Consider the following 17,527-nt stretch of genomic DNA (forward strand, 5'->3'; position numbering starts at 1 on the left):
AATACCGGGCAGCTGCCTCAAGGCGCTCTAACACAGCCGGAAGATGACTGTTGACTCAAATACCGAGCTCGACGCATTTCTTTTGCATGAGATGCGACATTCATATAGTGAACTGCCCGACCCCAGATGCTTTCAGGCTGGGGTTTCAATGAGCGCCAGGACGAATCATCAAGATACGAAAGCCAGAGCTTTCGGAAGGGATGAAAGCACCCGAACACCCAGGGCTTCTTTTTGGCCAGAAAGTGAACCAGGCCCGGACGCTTGACGGCGGCTTCAAAACTATCCGCGTCATATCCTGTTTTTGAAAACCGCTTCTTCTCGTAACGCGACCACACCCCGGGCTGCACGTTCCAGCGCAGTGGCAGGCGTTGCCACTCGCCATGAAACAACACATTAAGCGCATCCTGATCAGGGTATTCAAAAGTATCACCCTGCTCCCTCATCAGATCCAGTAGTTTTTCTTCACATCGCCGGGCACGCCAGGCTTCCAGGTTAATCACCAGTACGCCGGAATTGAAATACCTTCCAGGCTTGCAGAGTTGCGAGGTCGGACCACCGATATTTTCCACGGCGGCAAGCATATGAGCCGGGTCATGATCATCCAGTAGATCACCTATATCGGTCGTTGCCAGTACGTCACAGTCCAGATAAATAACCCGCTTTACCGACGCCGGAAGTATGGAGGCAATGCTCAGCCTGTAATAGGAAGCAATGCCATACCGTTTAATTGGAAAACTGGAAAATGCGCAGGGGTCAGGGGTATACCAGTGAATACTGACGTCCAGCCGGCCGGCACCCAGCGCATTGATCCTTTCACGGTTATCAGTACTGACGCCCTGCTCGACAAGATGAAATTCCATGGCTCCGTCAGGCCGGGTATCGAGGATGGAACTTATTAAAACACCAGCCCAGGGCGCATAGGTATTGTCGGTAGCGAGCACTACGTGAACGTGATCGGACATGCTGACTCCCGGATTATGGCTAGAGGGTATAACACGGGCTTTCCGGGGAAATACTCGGAAACCAGGCGCAGATGGCCTACGCCATACGCCCGATGGCACTATACAGAAGGCCGGGCATGAGAAATTGAGGTAAAGGGTATACTTCATGATAGAAAGCGTAGCGTCAGGAAACTGAATGCTCGCTTATGATGACGACATGAAGCATCAGACAGGGTCAGGCATAAGCATGTTGATGTTTATATCCTTGATACGTTATTACCATGAATCACAGGAAATACGGCACGCGCATGAATATTGCCATTATTACCGCCCGAGGCGGCTCGAAGGGGCTGCCTGGCAAGAATACTGCCCTGCTTGGTGGTCGACCACTGATTGGCTGGACTATAGCGGCCGCACTTGAGAGTGGGTGCTTCGATAGAGTGATCGTCACCAGCGATGATCCAGCCATCCTTGAAACGGCACGTATCGAAGGAGCAGAAGTAATTGAACGGCCATCCAGCCTGGCGACAGATACTGCGTCCAGCTTTGATGCGCTCATGCATGCAGTGGACGAAGTGGAACAGGAAGGCACCAGAGCCACAACGGTCACGTTACTGCAGCCCACATCTCCTCTTCGGCGCGCGCACCATATCCGGGAGGCCTTTGAATGTCTCCTGCCTGAGGTAAATGGCGTCATCAGTGCCGTCATCCCCGACACCCATCCGATGAAGGCCTACCGACTGAATGAAGACGGGTTCATGGTCGGCCTGTATGACAGTGAAGCACCTTATCGGCCACGACAGACCCTGCCGGATTGTTGTTATGCTAATGGGGCTATCTATATATTTCGCCGACAGGCCCTGAAAACCGGAAAGAATTTCCCGAGGGATGGCATCGTCCCCAGCCTCATGTCGGCTACCGATTCCATTGATATTGATACACGCGACGACCTACTGCGTGTCGAACACATTCTGAGAGCCCAACATGTCAGCACACCCTGAATTTTATATTGGCACACGTGCCGTCGGTTACGATCATCCTCCGCTGGTGATCGCGGAAATAGGCATCAACCACGAGGGTAGCCTGGATGTCGCCATCGAAATGGTGGATGCAGCCATCCGTGCCGGGGCCGAGGTAATCAAACACCAGACCCATATCATCGAGGATGAAATGTCATCGGAGGCTCGGGGCGTCATACCGGGCAATGCGGACGTCTCTATTTATGACATCATGGAGCGATGCGCGCTGAACGAGGACGATGAGCGCGCACTGATGGAGCATGTCGAACGTCAGGGGGCAATTTTCATCAGTACTCCCTTCTCCAGAGCTGCCGCTGAAAGGCTTGAGCGCTTTGGCGTTCAGGCCTACAAGATTGGTTCAGGCGAGTGCAACAACTACCCGTTGATCGAACATATTGCCTCCCTTGGCAAGCCCATCATCCTGAGTACAGGCATGAACAGCCTGGACGCCATAGAGCCTGCCGTTGACATCATGCGCCGTGCCGGCGTGCCCTTCTGCCTGCTGCACTGTACCAACCTCTACCCCACTCCAGATCACCTGATTCGACTGGGCGGCATCAATGCGCTGGCCGACCATTTCCCGGATGCCGTTGTCGGGCTATCCGATCATAGCGCCGATCACATGGCATGTGTGGGTGCCGTTGCAGTCGGGGCCAGCGTCCTTGAGCGCCACTTTACTGATCACAAGTCGCGTCAGGGCCCGGATATCGTCTGCTCGATGGATCCAGAGGAATGCAGCCTGCTGATCCATGAAGCCAACCGCATGCAGAAGATGCGCGGCGGCACCAAGGGAGCCGTGCCTGAAGAAAAGCCCACCATCGACTTTGCTTATGCCAGTGTCGTGGCCATTGCGCCCATCAAGGAGGGCGAGACACTCAGCAAGGATAATATCTGGGTCAAGCGGCCGGGCAGCGGCGACTTTTCTGCCGCCGAATACAATGCACTTCTAGGCAGGGTCGCCGCTCGCGATATCCAGCATGACGTGCAGCTCAAGCGCGAGGATGTAAAGTGACACGGCGCGTTCTGTTTTTGACCGGCACTCGAGCAGATTTTGGCAAGCTGAAACCCCTCATGATGGCTGTTGACCAGGCCGACGATGTTGAGCTCGACATTTTTGTCACGGGCATGCATATGCATGCCCGTTATGGGCACACCTATCGGGAGATAGAAAAATCAGGGTTTGTTCATTACCACACCCACATCAATCAGCGCCACGGCGATGAAATGGATATCGTTCTGGCCAAAACGATTACAGGCCTGTCGGATTATGTCCGTGAAAACCGCCCGGATCTGCTTGTTGTGCACGGCGATCGAGTAGAGACACTGGCCGGGGCCATTGTGGGCAGTTTGAACAATATTCTGGTGGCACATATCGAGGGGGGAGAAATTTCGGGCACCATCGATGAGCTGATCCGCCACTCGGTGTCAAAGCTGTCGCATCTCCATTTTGTGTGCAATGCCGAGGCGGCTGCCCGCTTAAAATGGATGGGAGAAAGGGAATCATCGATTCGTATTATCGGCTCACCGGATCTGGATATCATGCACTCCAGTGAGCTGCCGGCGCTTTCCGAGGTGATTGATCGCTACAGGCTGCCCTTCCGTACCTTTTCGTTATTCATGTACCACCCGGTGACGACAGAAGTCGACCAGCTGCCACAGCATATAAAGGCTGTCATGGATGGGCTGATGGCGAGCGAAGAAAACCTGGTGATGATCTATCCCAATAATGACAGCGGCAGCGATATCATCCTGGAAGCAATAGAGCAGTATCGCGATCATCCTCGTGTTGCGATTTATCCATCACTGCGGTTTGAATGCTTTTTGACGCTGCTGCAGCAGGCGCGCTGCATTATCGGCAATTCCAGCGCAGGTGTGCGAGAAGCACCGGTATACGGTACGCCGGCCATCAACATCGGTTCCCGCCAGCAGGGCCGCATTCCTGCCTGTGACAGCATCATGAATGTAAATAATGATCAGGGGGCGATCGCCAGTGCGATACGGCTCATGGCAGGGAAACAGTTCTCGCCACAGGCGACGTTCGGCGACGGCAACAGCGTGAGTCATTTCATGGCGGCCCTGAATGAATCAAGGCTTTGGCAAACCAGTCACCAAAAGCAATTCAGGGATGTCGAGGCGCCGTAATGAAGCATCTGTTCTGCATCAGCTCACCCTTTCAGGCCGATAGCGCACGACGCATCATTGGTTATTACGACCTGCCGAGCGAGGAGGTACGCATCCTCCTGTTTGACCACGCCTTCGGGCGAGACCATGAGCGAGTACTCTGCAGCCTGGGTGAACTGGCAGGGCAGGTAGAAATTCGTCACATTACTGCCAAAACCAATGCACTGTCACGCCGTCTTCGCTTTGTATTTCGTGAAGCACCGGAGGGGAATTTCAAGGTATATAGCGGCGACTGGCGCAACAAACTGTTCAAGTTCTTTGCGCTGCATCCAGGGTTCAGAGGATTTATCGCCATGGATGACGGTACGGCATCCCTTGTCATCGCGGAACAGGCTGCGAAGGGGCGTCAGAAGATGTTTGCAGGCCTGGCGCGTTTCAGACCGCTGTTCATATCGCGCTATCCCCTCAAGACCCTGTGCCCGTCTCTTGAGGTCATTTCACTGCCAACGGCGAGCCATCAGAAGCCACTCGATACCGATGCGGTGCTTTTCATTGGCTGCTGTGTTGTAGAGAAGGGCATCATGCGTGAAGAGGATTATCAGCAGCAGCTGGCCTGCGCTCGAGCCGCCTTTCCGCACCAACGCATTGTCTATTATCCTCATCGCAGCGAGCAGCCACGCGCCCTGCCCGAGGGCTTTGAACGTGTTGACCCGGCGGTCCCCATCGAACACTGGTTTGAAATGCAGCCTTCTCCACCGGCAGGGCTTGTTTCCCTGTTCTCATCTGCACTGATCAATCTGGCCAGTGACTACCCTGATATTCGCGCCTTTTACATGAAGCCAACGGCCGACAGGATTCTCAAGCGCAGTGACGATATCGAACGCGTCTACCACTGGCTGGAATGTCTGCCTGGCTTTACCCGGCTGCCCGAGATTCATACACCGTAAAAGGATCGGTACCAGTCGACAAAGGCACCGATGCCCTGCTCTATCGAGGTGCCTGGCGTGTATCCCGTCACGCTGGCCAGCGACGCCGTATCGGCCCATGTGGCAGGCACATCACCTGGCTGCATGGGCATGTACCTGATCTGCGCACGGATGCCGGTGTGTCGCTCGATCGCGCGAACAAAATCCATCAGCGGTACCGGCTCGCCCCGGCCAATGTTGAAAACACGGTAAGGTGCACTGCTGCCATCCGGCGCAGGCGCCGACGCATCCCACTCGGGATTCGCCTGAGGAGGCTGGTCCAGCACATCCAGTACGCCCTGAACAATATCGTCAATGTAGGTAAAATCCCGGGCCATGTTTCCTTCGTTATAAACGCTGACCGGCTCTCCGGCCAGAATGGCTCGCGTAAACTTGAAAAGCGCCATGTCCGGGCGGCCCCACGGACCATAGACGGTAAAGAAACGCAGACCGGTAGCGGGCAGCCCATACAGATGAGAATAACTGTGAACCATCAGCTCTCCTGCTCGCTTGGTTGCTGCATAAAGGCTGACCGGATGGTCTGCAGTGTGGTCGGGAGCAAAGGGCATGTTCTCATTCAGGCCATATACCGAGCTTGATGAGGCGAAGACAAGATGCCGTACGTTGTGCCGACGGCAGCCTTCAAGGATATTGATCTGCCCCACCAGATTGGTCTGGCCGTAGGCATGCGGGTTTTCGATCGAGTGGCGCACTCCGGCCTGGGCCGCCAGATGTATTACCGCATCCACGGCATGACGGTCGAAGAAATCCCGCATTGCCTCGGTATCAGCAATGTCGATGTTTTCAACATGCACGTCACCATGTTGCGCGAGATCATTCAGCCGCGCCTCCTTGAGTGCCGGATCGTAATAATCATTCAGGTTATCCACCCCGATGAGCCGGTCTCCTCCACGCGTCAGCAGCCGTCTGGCAACCGCATGCCCGATAAACCCGGCCACACCGGTAACAAGAATGTTCATGTAATGCCCGCTCCTGAACACGTGCCCGGTGCACAATCCCTGCCCCGTCACACTGGTTTAAACAAAAAAAGCCGCGCACAGGGCGCGGCTTTCGTATCAAGCCTTCGACGCCATAGTTGACGCCGAAAACATTAACGCACCATTAAGCGTAAACCGGCAGTCTCTGGCAGATCTTCTCGACCTTGCCCCGAACGTCCTGTTCAACAGCCGTGGTGTCTTCGCCCTTCTCGAGCACATCAAGAATGTCACAGATCCAGCCTGTCAGCTCACGGCAGTCTTCAACATTGAAACCACGCGTAGTCACCGCAGGTGTACCAATGCGCAGACCGGAGGTTACAAACGGGCTTTGCGGATCGTTTGGAACGGCATTCTTGTTGACGGTAATGTGCGCACGCCCCAGTGATGCGTCTGCATCCTTGCCGGTCACACCCTGCTTGATCAGTGACAGCAGGAACAAATGGTCTTCCGTGCCTCCGGAGACCACGTCAAAGCCGCGCTCGATGAAGACCTCGGCCATGGCCCTGGCATTATCCAGCACCTGCTGTTGATAGGTCTTGAACTCGGGGGACAGTGCCTCCTTGAAGCAGATGGCCTTGCCGGCAATCACGTGCATCAACGGGCCGCCCTGCCCACCCGGGAACACGGCCGAGTTCAGCTTCTTGTAAAGGTCCTCATCGCCGGCGGCCGAAAGGATCAGGCCACCACGCGGGCCGCGCAATGTCTTGTGAGTCGTGGTGGTTACTACATGTGCATGGGGCAGCGGACTGGGATAAACGCCTGCTGCCACCAGACCGGCCACATGCGCCATGTCAACAAACAGGTAGGCGCCAACACCATCGGCAATCTCGCGGAAACGCGCCCAGTCGATGATCTGTGAATATGCCGAGAACCCGGCAATGATCATTTTCGGCTGGTGTTCCTTCGCCAGGCGTTCGACCTCGTCATAATCGATCAGCCCCTGCTCGTTCAGGCCATACTGAACGGCATTGTAGTGCTTGCCGGAAAAGTTCGGACGCGCACCATGGGTCAGGTGACCACCGGCATCCAGGCTCATGCCAAGAATCGTGTCATTGGGCTTGACCAGCGCCTGAAACACGGCGCTGTTGGCCTGGGAACCTGCATGAGGCTGCACATTGGCATAATCGCAGGAAAACAGTTCACAGGCCCGGTCAATGGCCAGCTGCTCTATCTTGTCGACAAACTCGCAACCGCCGTAATAACGCTTGCCGGGGTAACCTTCCGCATACTTGTTGGTCAACAGGGAGCCCTGAGCTTCCATTACACGCGGGCTGGTATAGTTTTCTGATGCAATCAGCTCGATATGAGCTTCCTGACGCGCTACTTCCTCGGAGATGGCGCTGGCGATATCGTCATCAAATCCGGCAATCGTCATATCACGTCTGAACATGAAGCAGTCCTCAACAAAGACAGGCAAAAAGTGAGCGGTCATCATAGCGCAGGCGTATGAACGTTTCACTCGAAAGGCAGTCATGCAGCGCCGGACAACGACTCATGATAAAAGCCGGCAATTCAGGTCCCTGCTCCTGCTTAAAACATACAATAAATAACGTAAAATCCAGTTTTCACCATTAGCTCATGGACAACCCAATGCCGAACCGTATCGCCTTGTTTATGGGACCGCCGCCAGCCCATTCCCCCGGCTGGGCCTATCGAATCGGGCTGATAGCAACACTTCTGTTTCTGGGCTGCTGGTCGGTTTTATTTGAGGTATCACGCCAGCTTGAAGCCGTGGTACTGGTCATGTTTATCATCGGCGCCGTCTGCACACCGGCACGGGGGCGCATGGCCCGGGACCCGTTGTTGATCCTGCTGGTCATCTGGCTCTTGCTGCAATGTGTCACCCTCCCCTTTGCCATGGCGCATTTCCCGGCGTTTGCTGACGATCAGATCACCTCGATGCGCCATCTGACAAAGCTGTTCCTGGTATTACCGGTAGCCTGGTTTCTCTACGGACATCATCTGCGAACAGGGCTGGCATTGGGGCTCTTTCTCATGGGTATGGTGATGACGGCGCTTGTCTACCTGACCCTCCACCCTCAGTACTGGTTTCAGCTCACAGCCAATAATCGCCCCACCCTGGGGTTTAAAAACTGGGAGCATGCGGGAGTAGCGCTTGGAGTGGTACTCATTGCACTGAGCTGCCTTGCTCCCAGATTCACGGGCTGGCTGCGTCACGGCGAGGCATCCACAGGATGGAAGAGCCTGTCAGCCGCACTGATGATCGCAGCCTTCGGGATGTCCGCATTTGGCGTGCTACTTGTGAAAACCCGTGCCAGCTGGCTGGGCCTGATACTGGTCATCATCATCAGTCTAATGGGGCTTTTGATCACGTCATTGCGAAAGCCGGCGTACCGCCGGCGCGGGCTGAGCCTCTGTGCACTGATCATTATTGCCATCGGGCTGCTGTCAGTAGTGCTCGGCCCGATGCTCCTGACCCGTATGACCGCTGAAAGTGGTGTGATCCGCCATATCCTGCAGGGCGATCTGACCGATATCCCCATGACCAGTATTGGCTTTCGCATCCATGCCTGGTACTACGGCATTCAGACATGGCTTGAGCACCCCTGGTTCGGCTGGGGGCCTAAAAGCCATATCCCGCTATTGCTTGAAAGCATGCACCCGGTCGGCCAGGGAACACTGGGTGATATCGCTGCACACAAGAATCTGCGCCATTTCCACAACAGCTACCTGTCGTTGTTGATTGCCAACGGGCTGGCCGGCACAGCGGTAATGGCGGCGGCGATCGGCGTCATCATTCGCGGAGCCCTCATGGCCTGGCGACGCGGCGACATGCCTACCGACATACTGGTATTTCTGGTGCTGTTCGGCGTGTTCTGGGCGGTGGTCAACAGCTTCGAAAGCTACATCAACTACGACACAGGCTATTTCATGGCAGCCATGACCGGTGGCCTGGCCTACAGCTTTCATTTGCGGCACCGCCTGGAATCCAGCCGTTAAATCTCATCAAGCAATCCCAGGCTCCGGACAGGGGCCTGGGTACGCAGCGGGCGCGCCATGGCAACCCCCAGCCCTCCCACAAACAGCATGCCTGCAGCCGGTAGCACACCCCAAAGCAGCGGATGCCACGCCACAGGCAAGTCCAGCCAGCCGGCGTACAATGCTGCCAGCCCGGCTTCAACCACCATCGCCGCCATTACCCCCGACAGTCCACCCAGCATGACAAATTCGCTGATATGCGCTTGCCTCAAATACGCCTGCTGCGCTCCAAATACGCGCAGCAGCGCGCCTTCATGGGCCCGCTCCGGCAGGGAAGCGACCAGGGCCGCATACAACACCGCCACACCGGCCAGCGCCACAAACAGCAGAATAAAGGCAATGGCGCGTGACACCTGATCCAGAATGCGGTCAACCTGGTCCAGAATGGCAGTGATATCCAGAAAGGACACCGCCGGGAATTCTGATACCAGCGAGCCAATGGCCGGAGCATCTTTCGGCGGCACGTAAAATGCCGTGATGAAACTGTGGCTGAAGCCTTCCAGCACGCCGGGTGGGAAAATAACGAAGAAGTTGGGCTGAAAGCTCTCCCAGTCCACCTTCCTGATACTGGTAATTCTGGCCGTCACATGCTGATCGGCAATCTCGAACGTCATGGTATCGCCAGGGGAAAGGCCCAGCCGGGTGGCCAGCCGCTCGGCCACTGAGATAGGCACGGGACCACCAGCGTCGACTGGGTCAGAGGCAAACCAGGCACCGCGGGTTATCCGATTCGCCTCAGGAAGCGTACGCCGCCAGGTCAGGTTCAGTTCACGCCGCAGGTTGCCATCGTCACGGGCGTCTTCCGGCACTGCTTCACGGGGCAACTGACCATTGATGGCGCTGATCCGCCCACGAACCAGCGGATAAACATCACTTCGGCGAGAGCTGATGTTATCCAGCGCCGCCACGAAAGCGTCTCGCTCGGCAGGCTGAATATTGATCGCGAACTGGTTTGGCGCCTGCTCGGGCAAACGCTGCTGCCAGTCACTCAGCAGGTCACTGCGCACCAGCGCGATGAACCCCACTGCTGCCAGCGTCAGCGTGAAGGCGATCAGCTGGCTCTGACTGGAGCGCCGCCGATGCCCCAGCTGACGAATTCCCATCCTCCAGGGACCACCCAGCAGCGATGACACCCTGGATAGCCCTGCCAGACATCCAAGTGAAATAACCCACAACACCCCCATGACACCCCAACCTGCTATAACGACCCAGCCGGCGAGAGGGGCATCACCGCTGTAAAGCCATAGCAGCGCACCGAAGACAGCGCTGGCCATCAACAAGACCACCCAGGCAGATGCTGGCAGAGGATCGAGTTCACGACGCAGTACCTTGAGGGCGCTGACGTTTTCAAGACGTAGCAGCGTCGGTCCGGCAAAGCCGGCCAGAATGGCCACTGCCGTCAGTATTCCCAGGCCCAGTGGCGCCAGACCTGGCGCTGGCAGAGCCAGTGTCAGCATTGAGGACAGAATGGAGGCCAACCCGTACTGCCCCAGCCAGCCCAGACCCGCGCCGACCAGAGAGGCGGCCAGTGCCAGCCAGCTTAACTGGTAAACAAACAGGCGACTGAAGTCGGCGCGGCTGCTACCGAAGCAGCGCATCATGGCGACCGTCATCAGATGGCGATCCACATAGCGACGCGTGGCCATGGCGACAGCAACCCCCGCCAGCAGCACGGCGGCCAGCCCGGCCAGACTCAGATACTTCTGTACTCGATCAAGCGTGCGGCCCAGTCGTGGGCTATCCGTTTGTACGTCCATGACGCGAACACCCTGATCCTTGAGCTGCTCAAGCCATGGTCGTATCCGGGCCACGGCATCGGCACTGCCACGCCCCATCAGTCGCCAGGTGGATCGCGAACCAGGCTGGATCAGCTGTGACGCCATCAATGTTGATGGTGACAGCATGATATGAGGATTAAGGCTTTCGAGCCCGCCACGCTGGTCAGGCTCACGCTGGATCCAGCCGGCCACCTCCACGCGCGACCGACCCAGCTGGAAGGTATCACCCTGGGTCACGGACAAGGCACGGCCCAGCCGCCGATCAATCCATACACGACCGTCAGAGGGTGGCCCCTGCGTGGCACGTGCGCCCTGGCCGGCATCAATCATCAGTTGGCCATACAGCGGATAAGCGCGATCAACGACCTTGAGACTGGCCAACTGAAATGCCCCGTCATGGCTGGCCATCGATATCAGCTGCGTTTGCTGGCTGATATCGAACCCCGCTGCCCGAAGCCTTTGCTGCTGCGTATCGCTGAAGGCAGCCCCCTTTACCAGTACCACATCTCCCCCCAGCAGCTGGCCGGCCTGGCGTTCCAGCCCCTGAGTCAACCGGTCGAGAAAAAAGCCGATCATGGTGGTGGCTGCCACCGCAATGATCATGGCCACCAGCAGCGCGCGCACATCGGCAGCGCGCAAGTCACGGCGCAGACTTTTCAGGGCCAGCAACAGCATGCTCATTCCTCCTCGACCAGAGGGTGAAGCTGACCATCGACCAGTTCCAGCTGACGCTCACACTGACGAGCCAGCGCGACATCATGGGTTACCAGTACAAGCGTTGTGCCCTTTTCGCGATTGAGCGTAAACAGCAGCTCGGTAATATCGTGCCCGGTACGATGATCCAGATTGCCGGTGGGTTCATCGGCAAATACCAGCTCCGGGGAGGTAACAAAGGCACGGGCGATCGCAACGCGCTGCTGCTCCCCTCCCGAGAGCTGACGCGGCAGGTGGTCCAACCGGGCACCGAGGCCGACACGTTCAAGCCATTCGCGGGCCGTGGCACTTTTTGAACGGGCGTGGGTCAATTCAAGCGGGAGCGTGACATTTTCAAGGGCGGTCAGGGTCGGTAACAATTGAAAGTTCTGAAACACGAACCCGACCCGACCCGCACGAAGCCGGGCACGACCATCCTCGTCACTGTCACTCATGGCATCACCAAACAGGCTCAGCGTGCCACTGGTGGGGGTATCAAGGCCTGCCAGCAGGCTTAACAGGGTAGACTTCCCCGACCCGGAACGGCCGAGTATAGCCAGGCGCTCTCCAGCCGTAATACGTAACTCCAGCGCATCAAGAACAGTCAGTTCATGGGCGCCGGAGCGCACCTTTTTCGTCAACTGCCGTGCGCACAACACCGTGCGTGCTTGTTTTTCCTGCAAGGATGAGGCTTCAGACATGCTCAAGGGACTCCTGACATTACACCCGTTCACACCGGTGATTTGGTGCCGTACCCGGCAGGGCATCGGCGCACTGACTCTGGCCCTGATGGGCCTTCTGACGTCGATGCCGGCCAGCGCACAGACGATCCTGGTTTTTGGTGACAGCCTGAGTTCGGCCCATAACATGCCTGAAGACAAGGGATGGGTGCACCTGCTGCAACAGCGCCTGGGCAATGAGGACAAGGTCATCAATGCCAGTATCTCGGGCGAAACCACCTCGGGCGGCCTGGCGCGCCTGCCCCGGACGCTCAAGCAGACCGACCCGGACATCGTACTGCTGGAACTGGGCGGTAACGACGGGCTGCGAGGGCTGCCTCCCCGGCAGATCAACGACCGCCTGGATCAGATGATCCAGATGATTCGTGACTATCCGGCGAAGGTTGGCATTCTAGGCATCATGATTCCGCCCAATTATGGCCCGCAATATTCGGATGCCTTCAAGAATATCTACCCGGAGCTGGCTGAAAAATACGGCCTGCCGCTCAAGCCGTTCATTCTCGACAACATCGCCTTCAATGATGACCTGATGCAAAAGGACGGCATCCACCCCAATGCTGCAGCCCAGCCAACGGTGCTCGATAATGTCTGGAGTGTAGTTGACCAGTTGCTGAGTCTGCCGCCGCTGAAGACCGATGATTAAGTCGCTGTTCAGATGAAGGCATCATCCGGCATCACTCAGCGGAGTCGGATGATGCCTGCGGTCGCGGCGGGCAGCGACCTGCTGCAGGATCAAACCGGCGAGAATGGCCATCAACCCCCACAGGGTCGATAGACTGATGGGCTCGCCGATCACGACATGTAACAACAGCAATGAGATGGGCGGGGACAGAAAAATCAGATTGGAAATCTTCGAGGTACGCGATATGCGGTGCACGGCCATCTGCCACAGCACGAAGGACACACCCATTTCGAACAACCCGACGTAGATGCTGCCGGCCAGCGCACCGGTACTGTATCCATGAAACCCTTCCTGCCAGGCCACCAGTGCCCACAGCACAGGCAAGGCCACCGTAAAGTTCTGCCACTGCGCCACCAGCGGCGGACGATGATCCTGCCGGTTAAGCAGCCAGTAAAGCGCCCAGATCACGGTGCTGATCAGTGCACAGGCTACGCCCGTCGGGCTTTCAAAGGCCATGTTGAAGATATCGCCTCGCGTGGCGATCACCCACACACCGAAATAGCTGACCAGACTCGATAGCATGTCGCCCGCAGTCAACCGGTGTCCCAGCAATGGAACCGATAGCAGCGCCAACGCCAGCGCCCAGGTATAGTTGATGGCCATGGCTTCCTGCCCGGGCAACAGGTCATAGGCGGCAAACAGCACCAGATAATACGCCACCGGATTCATCATCCCGGCCCAGAGAGCCGTACCCCAGCCACGCAGCAGCATCCGGCGGTCCTGACGCTGATACAGGAGCAGTCCGCCCAGAAAGACCCAGGACACTGTTGAAGCAATGCTGATCAGTTCAATGGGGCGCATTTCGGCCAGCGACCACTTGAAGGCAGTCGCCACCGTTGACCACAATGCCACGGCGCCCAGCCCATAACCTATCGCGCGTTGATCCTGTGTCACTGCACTTTCCTCGTGGCTGGAATAAATCAGACTTGCCGCGCTCGCGCACGCCTCGCATCATGCGGCCAATATACAGGGAACAGCCTGGTCTCATTCCCGCCCCGAATCAATAAACCCTGTGCCGGCCTTGCCGACACCTCAGGAGAGAGTCATGTCCGAAACGCATACGTCACTGGTGGCCGCCTATCGCCTGGATGGCCTGGGTCGGGGGCACGCACTGGAGCGGGATAACCTCAGCCAGATCTGGCAAACCGACCCCGCCCCCATATGGATGCATCTGGACTTCAGCCGGGGCGATGCCACCAACTATCTGGAAGATATCGCCGACCTGCACGAAGACATCATCGAAGCCCTGCTCGAGGAGCAGACCCGGCCTCGTGTGGGCCGATTCAATGGCGGTCTGGTCACTACCCTTCGCGGCATCAACCTCAACCCGGGTGCGGCACCGGACGACATGATTTCCCTTCGGGTCTGGCTGACGCACAACCGGCTGATTACCCTGAGGCGCAGACCGCTGCAATCCATCACACTGGTGCGCAACTATTTGCACGACGGTGAAGGCCCCCACAATGTCTCCGAGCTGCTCGGTGCCATGACCGATGCCATGATCGACAAGGTGGGAGAGCTGGGAATCGAGCTGGATGACCGGCTGGGCAAGCTGGAAGAAGATCAGCTCAATGATGTTCCGATGGCCGATGATGATGAACTGCTCAAGCTGCGCCGCTCCCTGGTGACACTTCGCCGCTTCATGGAACCCCAGTGCGACTGTCTGAACAGACTGGCTGAAAACAAAACGTTCGTGGAAGAAACCGCCAGCCTGTGGCTGCGTGAATCTGCCAACCAGCTGCAACGCCATGTGGAAGACATCAAGGCCATGCAGGAGCGCGCCCTGATGCTGCAGGAACAGCTCAACAGCGAGAGAAATGAACGCCTCAATGACCGAATGTATCTACTGTCGGTCATTACCGCCATCTTTCTGCCACTGGGCTTCCTGACCGGCCTGATGGGCATCAATCTTGGCGGAATTCCCGGCGCGGAAAACCACTATGGCTTTACCATTTTTGTCGCCATTGTGGTGGCCATCATCATTGCCCAACTGTGGCTGTTGAAACGCAAGCGCTGGTGGTAGACCGGCAGGAAAGAATCAGCGATCCAGGTGACCAAGATCACGTCCGGGGTCAAGGCGATCACGTACCAGCCGCTTGATTTCCTTCACGGCCGGGAAGCCGTTGTCCCGCTTGCGATCCCAGATCAGCTCACCATTGGCGAGAATATCGAAGTGGCCGCCATGGCTGGGGGCCAGCGCCACTTCGTCCAGATCTTCGCCGAACGTCTGCAATAGTTCCTGGGCATACCAGGCGGCGCGCATCAGCCAGTGGCATTGGGTACAATAATGAATCGTGATTCTCATCCGGGTCCCTATCAATGAAAGTTATGGGCTACGCTTTGCAACTTTAGCGATTGATCGCCATGAGAGACAAGGAAGTAACATGGCTTTAAACAGTGTGGACGACTCCCTCACCTACGCCTATGAAAAACTTGCCAATGATGAAGATAGCCGTGCCTGTCGTGATATACCGGAGAGTGCCTGTCATCAGCAACCCGGCAATTTCATCAAGCAGCTTATCGGGTCACTCGGCAACAAGCTGGCAGACGAGCTCGCCAGTGCCCGCCTGATACTCCCCTGGCTTCTGGGCGCGCTGGGTGCGCCGGGCTGGATGATCGGTCTGCTGGTCCCCATTCGTGAAGCCGGCTCGCTGTTGCCCCAACTGCTGGTAGCGGCGTTTATTCGCCCCTTGCCACAGCGCAAGTATGCCTGGGCCGTGGGGAGCCTTCTTCAGTCAGTATCCGCGCTGGCGCTGTCATTGATCGCCCTTTATGGATCATCTTCACTGGGCGGTGGTCTTGTACTGGCAGTACTTGCCATCCTGTCGCTGGCACGGGGGATAACCTCGATCGCTACCAAGGATGTGCTGGGCAAGACCATCGACAAGGATCGTCGAGGCCGTCTTCTGGGCTGGAGTGGCAGTCTGGCAGGTGCCGCCACACTGATCGCCGGCGTTGTGATCGTACTGCTCGGCAACCATCCGGACCGATCGGCCCTGGCGGTGCTACTGGCAATCGCTGCCATCGGCTGGCTTCTGAACGCACTATGCGCGCTGTGGCTGAAGGAAGATGCCGGTGCAACCCAGGGCGGACGGAATGCACTGACCATCATGGGCGATGGCCTGCGGGCACTGCGGACGGATCGCAACTTTCTGATGTTCAATCTATGTCGTACGCTGTTGCTCGGCAGCGCCCTGTCCCTCCCGTACATGGCACTGCTTGCACAGCAAAACAGTGATGAAAATCTGAAGGGGCTGGGCGTGCTGATCCTGATTTCAGGAGTTGCCGGCATGCTGGCAAGCCCTGTCTGGGGAAAGCAGGCGGATCAGGGCAGCCATCGCGTGATGCGCAATGCTGGCCTGCTGGCCGCGGCGGCTCTTGCTCTGGTAACCCTGCTGACGCTGCTTCCCTTTGCATGGCTGCATACGGTGTGGCCTTATGCGGCCCTCTATGCCGTCATGATGGTCGCCCATGCAGGCATCCGTCTTGGCCGCAAGGCCTACGTGGTCAACCTGGCCGGCAGGGACAACCGAGCCATGTATGTCGCCATGTCCAATACCACTACCGGCATCATGCTTCTGGTGCTGGGTGTAACAATCGGATGGGTTACCCATGGACTGGGTAGTACCCGGGCGTTACTTTTGCTTACAATAAGCCTGTTGCTGGCTTCTTTACTTGCACACCGTCTGCCGAATGCCGAAGCATCCCCGTAACGCCATGCGGGTGCTTCCCTGTAGACCACCACCGACCTGCGCACGTGACTATTCCGGCGCGATGGACCACTGATCAAGGACACTCTGGCCCATGGAACGACCGCACATGATCGACCCCGCTCTGCTTGAACGCGTCATCAACTCATCCGACGATGGCATCGTGGTGGCTGAACAGGAAGGCAACGAAAACATTCTGATCTACGTCAACCAGGGCTTCGAGCGGCTGACAGGCTACAGCGCCGATGACATCCTCTATCGGGATTGTCGCTTTCTTCAAAATGGCGATACCCAACAGCCCGGGCTGGACCGTATCCGAGACGCCCTGACCGAAGGGAAAGCGTGCCGTGAAATCATTCGCAACTATCGAAAGGATGGCAGTCTCTTCTGGAACGAACTGTCAATGACGCCAGTCTTTGACAGTGAAGATGAACTGCAATACTTCATTGGTGTCCAGAAGGACGTAACCTCAATGATGGAAATGCGTCTGGAACTGGAACGACTTCGTGAGCAACTCGGCCGGAAAGAAAGCTGAATATTTCATTTAAAAGTCAAGTAACGTTTTGAAAAGGGGTTGCATCCTTCAAGCCATCACGCTATACAGCGTTCATGACCATCTGCGATGGAGGTGAATGATGAGTTCAACAGAGCTGCACCTTGATGACGATGACCTGCAGGACGATGCGGTCAATGACGACGATTTCGAGACACGTCGCCCCAGAAAATCCGACCCTCAAAGTCGCCGACGTCTTGAGTCCTTTCTTGAAGAACGCCGACTGCAACGAGTGATCGAGGATGACTGGGACCTCGACGATGACGATGACGAGTTTGACGAGGAGGAGTAACACACCTTCCTGCTGCACTCATTGCGACCGCCTTC

17 protein-coding genes are annotated in these 17,527 nt (G+C 57.1%); 10 read left to right on the forward strand and 7 right to left on the reverse strand.

Annotated elements, in window-relative coordinates; genetic code table 11:
• Positions 1 to 17: 17 nt before the first annotated feature.
• On the reverse strand, positions 18 to 962 hold the full coding sequence (locus OQ287_RS11420; RefSeq protein ID WP_265896497.1) for a glycosyltransferase family 8 protein: 945 nt from the start codon (positions 960 to 962) through the stop codon (positions 18 to 20).
• A gap of 287 nt (positions 963 to 1,249) precedes the next feature.
• Between OQ287_RS11420 and OQ287_RS11425 the strand changes: the two genes are divergently transcribed.
• Genes OQ287_RS11425 through OQ287_RS11440 form a run of 4 tightly spaced genes read left to right on the forward strand, consistent with a single transcriptional unit; the run spans position 1,250 to position 5,028 of the window.
• On the forward strand, positions 1,250 to 1,942 hold the full coding sequence (locus tag OQ287_RS11425) for an acylneuraminate cytidylyltransferase family protein (RefSeq protein WP_265896499.1): 693 nt from the start codon (positions 1,250 to 1,252) through the stop codon (positions 1,940 to 1,942).
• A complete protein-coding gene (locus OQ287_RS11430; RefSeq protein WP_250939147.1) occupies positions 1,926 to 2,972 on the forward strand; it encodes an N-acetylneuraminate synthase family protein in 1,047 nt (348 codons plus the stop codon). The genes OQ287_RS11425 and OQ287_RS11430 overlap by 17 nt, the downstream gene beginning before the upstream one ends.
• Entirely contained in the window at positions 2,969 to 4,102 is a 1,134-nt protein-coding gene (gene neuC / locus OQ287_RS11435; RefSeq protein ID WP_250939145.1) for a UDP-N-acetylglucosamine 2-epimerase, read from the forward strand. Before OQ287_RS11430 ends, neuC begins: the two co-directional genes overlap by 4 nt.
• Positions 4,102 to 5,028: a hypothetical protein gene (locus tag OQ287_RS11440; RefSeq protein WP_265896501.1), complete on the forward strand. Its 927-nt coding sequence runs from the start codon at positions 4,102 to 4,104 to the stop codon at positions 5,026 to 5,028. The genes neuC and OQ287_RS11440 overlap by 1 nt, the downstream gene beginning before the upstream one ends.
• Here the strand turns inward: OQ287_RS11440 and OQ287_RS11445 are convergent.
• Together OQ287_RS11445 and glyA are read right to left on the reverse strand one after the other, a co-directional pair.
• Entirely contained in the window at positions 5,016 to 6,026 is a 1,011-nt protein-coding gene (locus OQ287_RS11445) for an NAD-dependent epimerase (protein ID WP_265896503.1), read from the reverse strand. The two genes, OQ287_RS11440 and OQ287_RS11445, sit on opposite strands and share 13 nt — an antisense overlap.
• A gap of 142 nt (positions 6,027 to 6,168) precedes the next feature.
• Positions 6,169 to 7,434 (reverse strand): serine hydroxymethyltransferase, encoded by a 1,266-nt coding sequence (gene glyA, locus OQ287_RS11450; RefSeq protein ID WP_265896504.1) that lies wholly within the window; start codon positions 7,432 to 7,434, stop codon positions 6,169 to 6,171.
• Between the two features lie 200 nt (positions 7,435 to 7,634).
• Here glyA and OQ287_RS11455 point away from each other — a divergent pair, with 200 nt between their 5' ends.
• Positions 7,635 to 9,005, forward strand: a complete 1,371-nt coding sequence (locus tag OQ287_RS11455) for an O-antigen ligase family protein (protein ID WP_265896506.1) — start codon at positions 7,635 to 7,637, stop codon at positions 9,003 to 9,005.
• Here OQ287_RS11455 and OQ287_RS11460 read toward each other — a convergent pair.
• Together OQ287_RS11460 and OQ287_RS11465 are read right to left on the reverse strand one after the other, a co-directional pair.
• Positions 9,002 to 11,497: an ABC transporter permease gene (locus OQ287_RS11460; RefSeq protein WP_322974124.1), complete on the reverse strand. Its 2,496-nt coding sequence runs from the start codon at positions 11,495 to 11,497 to the stop codon at positions 9,002 to 9,004. The two genes, OQ287_RS11455 and OQ287_RS11460, sit on opposite strands and share 4 nt — an antisense overlap.
• A 2-nt stretch (positions 11,498 to 11,499) precedes the next feature.
• Positions 11,500 to 12,216: an ABC transporter ATP-binding protein gene (locus OQ287_RS11465; RefSeq protein ID WP_250939134.1), complete on the reverse strand. Its 717-nt coding sequence runs from the start codon at positions 12,214 to 12,216 to the stop codon at positions 11,500 to 11,502.
• On the opposite strand from OQ287_RS11465, the gene OQ287_RS11470 reads away from it, so the two are divergent.
• Positions 12,215 to 12,898, forward strand: a complete 684-nt coding sequence (locus tag OQ287_RS11470) for an arylesterase (RefSeq protein ID WP_322974125.1) — start codon at positions 12,215 to 12,217, stop codon at positions 12,896 to 12,898. The genes OQ287_RS11465 and OQ287_RS11470 overlap by 2 nt on opposite strands.
• Before the next feature lie 21 nt (positions 12,899 to 12,919).
• On the opposite strand, the gene OQ287_RS11475 is transcribed toward OQ287_RS11470, so the two are convergent.
• A complete protein-coding gene (locus OQ287_RS11475) occupies positions 12,920 to 13,831 on the reverse strand; it encodes a DMT family transporter (RefSeq protein ID WP_250939133.1) in 912 nt (303 codons plus the stop codon).
• Between the two features lie 151 nt (positions 13,832 to 13,982).
• Here OQ287_RS11475 and OQ287_RS11480 point away from each other — a divergent pair, with 151 nt between their 5' ends.
• A complete protein-coding gene (locus tag OQ287_RS11480; RefSeq protein WP_250939132.1) occupies positions 13,983 to 14,960 on the forward strand; it encodes a zinc transporter ZntB in 978 nt (325 codons plus the stop codon).
• Positions 14,961 to 14,975: 15 nt separating this feature from the next.
• Here OQ287_RS11480 and OQ287_RS11485 read toward each other — a convergent pair whose 3' ends face one another.
• Positions 14,976 to 15,242 (reverse strand): SelT/SelW/SelH family protein, encoded by a 267-nt coding sequence (locus OQ287_RS11485; protein WP_250939131.1) that lies wholly within the window; start codon positions 15,240 to 15,242, stop codon positions 14,976 to 14,978.
• Positions 15,243 to 15,321: 79 nt separating this feature from the next.
• Between OQ287_RS11485 and OQ287_RS11490 the strand changes: the two genes are divergently transcribed.
• From OQ287_RS11490 to OQ287_RS11500, 3 genes are all read left to right on the forward strand, one after another.
• Entirely contained in the window at positions 15,322 to 16,650 is a 1,329-nt protein-coding gene (locus tag OQ287_RS11490; protein WP_265896510.1) for an MFS transporter, read from the forward strand.
• A 91-nt stretch (positions 16,651 to 16,741) separates the two neighbouring features.
• Positions 16,742 to 17,182 carry a PAS domain-containing protein gene (locus OQ287_RS11495; RefSeq protein ID WP_250939129.1) on the forward strand — a complete coding sequence of 147 codons (441 nt, stop codon included), beginning with the start codon at positions 16,742 to 16,744 and terminating at the stop codon, positions 17,180 to 17,182.
• Positions 17,183 to 17,279: 97 nt separating this feature from the next.
• A complete protein-coding gene (locus OQ287_RS11500) occupies positions 17,280 to 17,492 on the forward strand; it encodes a PA3496 family putative envelope integrity protein (protein WP_250939128.1) in 213 nt (70 codons plus the stop codon).
• The last annotated feature ends 35 nt before the right edge of the window (positions 17,493 to 17,527 follow it).

Source organism: Larsenimonas rhizosphaerae, from assembly GCF_026240105.1.
In the GTDB taxonomy this organism is placed as follows: Bacteria; Pseudomonadota; Gammaproteobacteria; order Pseudomonadales; family Halomonadaceae; genus Larsenimonas; species Larsenimonas rhizosphaerae.

Bases quoted from the DNA above. Each gene is read 5' to 3' on its own strand.
- OQ287_RS11480 (WP_250939132.1), top strand. From the start codon at position 13,983: ATGTCCGAAACGCATACGTCACTGGTGGCCGCCTATCGCCTGGATGGC.
- glyA (WP_265896504.1), bottom strand. From the start codon at position 7,434: ATGTTCAGACGTGATATGACGATTGCCGGATTTGATGACGATATCGCC.
- OQ287_RS11490 (WP_265896510.1), top strand. From the start codon at position 15,322: ATGGCTTTAAACAGTGTGGACGACTCCCTCACCTACGCCTATGAAAAA.
- OQ287_RS11500 (WP_250939128.1), top strand. From the start codon at position 17,280: ATGATGAGTTCAACAGAGCTGCACCTTGATGACGATGACCTGCAGGAC.
- OQ287_RS11495 (WP_250939129.1), top strand. From the start codon at position 16,742: ATGGAACGACCGCACATGATCGACCCCGCTCTGCTTGAACGCGTCATC.
- OQ287_RS11430 (WP_250939147.1), top strand. From the start codon at position 1,926: ATGTCAGCACACCCTGAATTTTATATTGGCACACGTGCCGTCGGTTAC.
- OQ287_RS11470 (WP_322974125.1), top strand. From the start codon at position 12,215: ATGCTCAAGGGACTCCTGACATTACACCCGTTCACACCGGTGATTTGG.
- OQ287_RS11440 (WP_265896501.1), top strand. From the start codon at position 4,102: ATGAAGCATCTGTTCTGCATCAGCTCACCCTTTCAGGCCGATAGCGCA.
- OQ287_RS11465 (WP_250939134.1), bottom strand. From the start codon at position 12,216: ATGTCTGAAGCCTCATCCTTGCAGGAAAAACAAGCACGCACGGTGTTG.
- OQ287_RS11445 (WP_265896503.1), bottom strand. From the start codon at position 6,026: ATGAACATTCTTGTTACCGGTGTGGCCGGGTTTATCGGGCATGCGGTT.
- OQ287_RS11420 (WP_265896497.1), bottom strand. From the start codon at position 962: ATGTCCGATCACGTTCACGTAGTGCTCGCTACCGACAATACCTATGCG.
- OQ287_RS11425 (WP_265896499.1), top strand. From the start codon at position 1,250: ATGAATATTGCCATTATTACCGCCCGAGGCGGCTCGAAGGGGCTGCCT.
- OQ287_RS11455 (WP_265896506.1), top strand. From the start codon at position 7,635: ATGCCGAACCGTATCGCCTTGTTTATGGGACCGCCGCCAGCCCATTCC.
- OQ287_RS11460 (WP_322974124.1), bottom strand. From the start codon at position 11,497: ATGCTGTTGCTGGCCCTGAAAAGTCTGCGCCGTGACTTGCGCGCTGCC.
- OQ287_RS11485 (WP_250939131.1), bottom strand. From the start codon at position 15,242: ATGAGAATCACGATTCATTATTGTACCCAATGCCACTGGCTGATGCGC.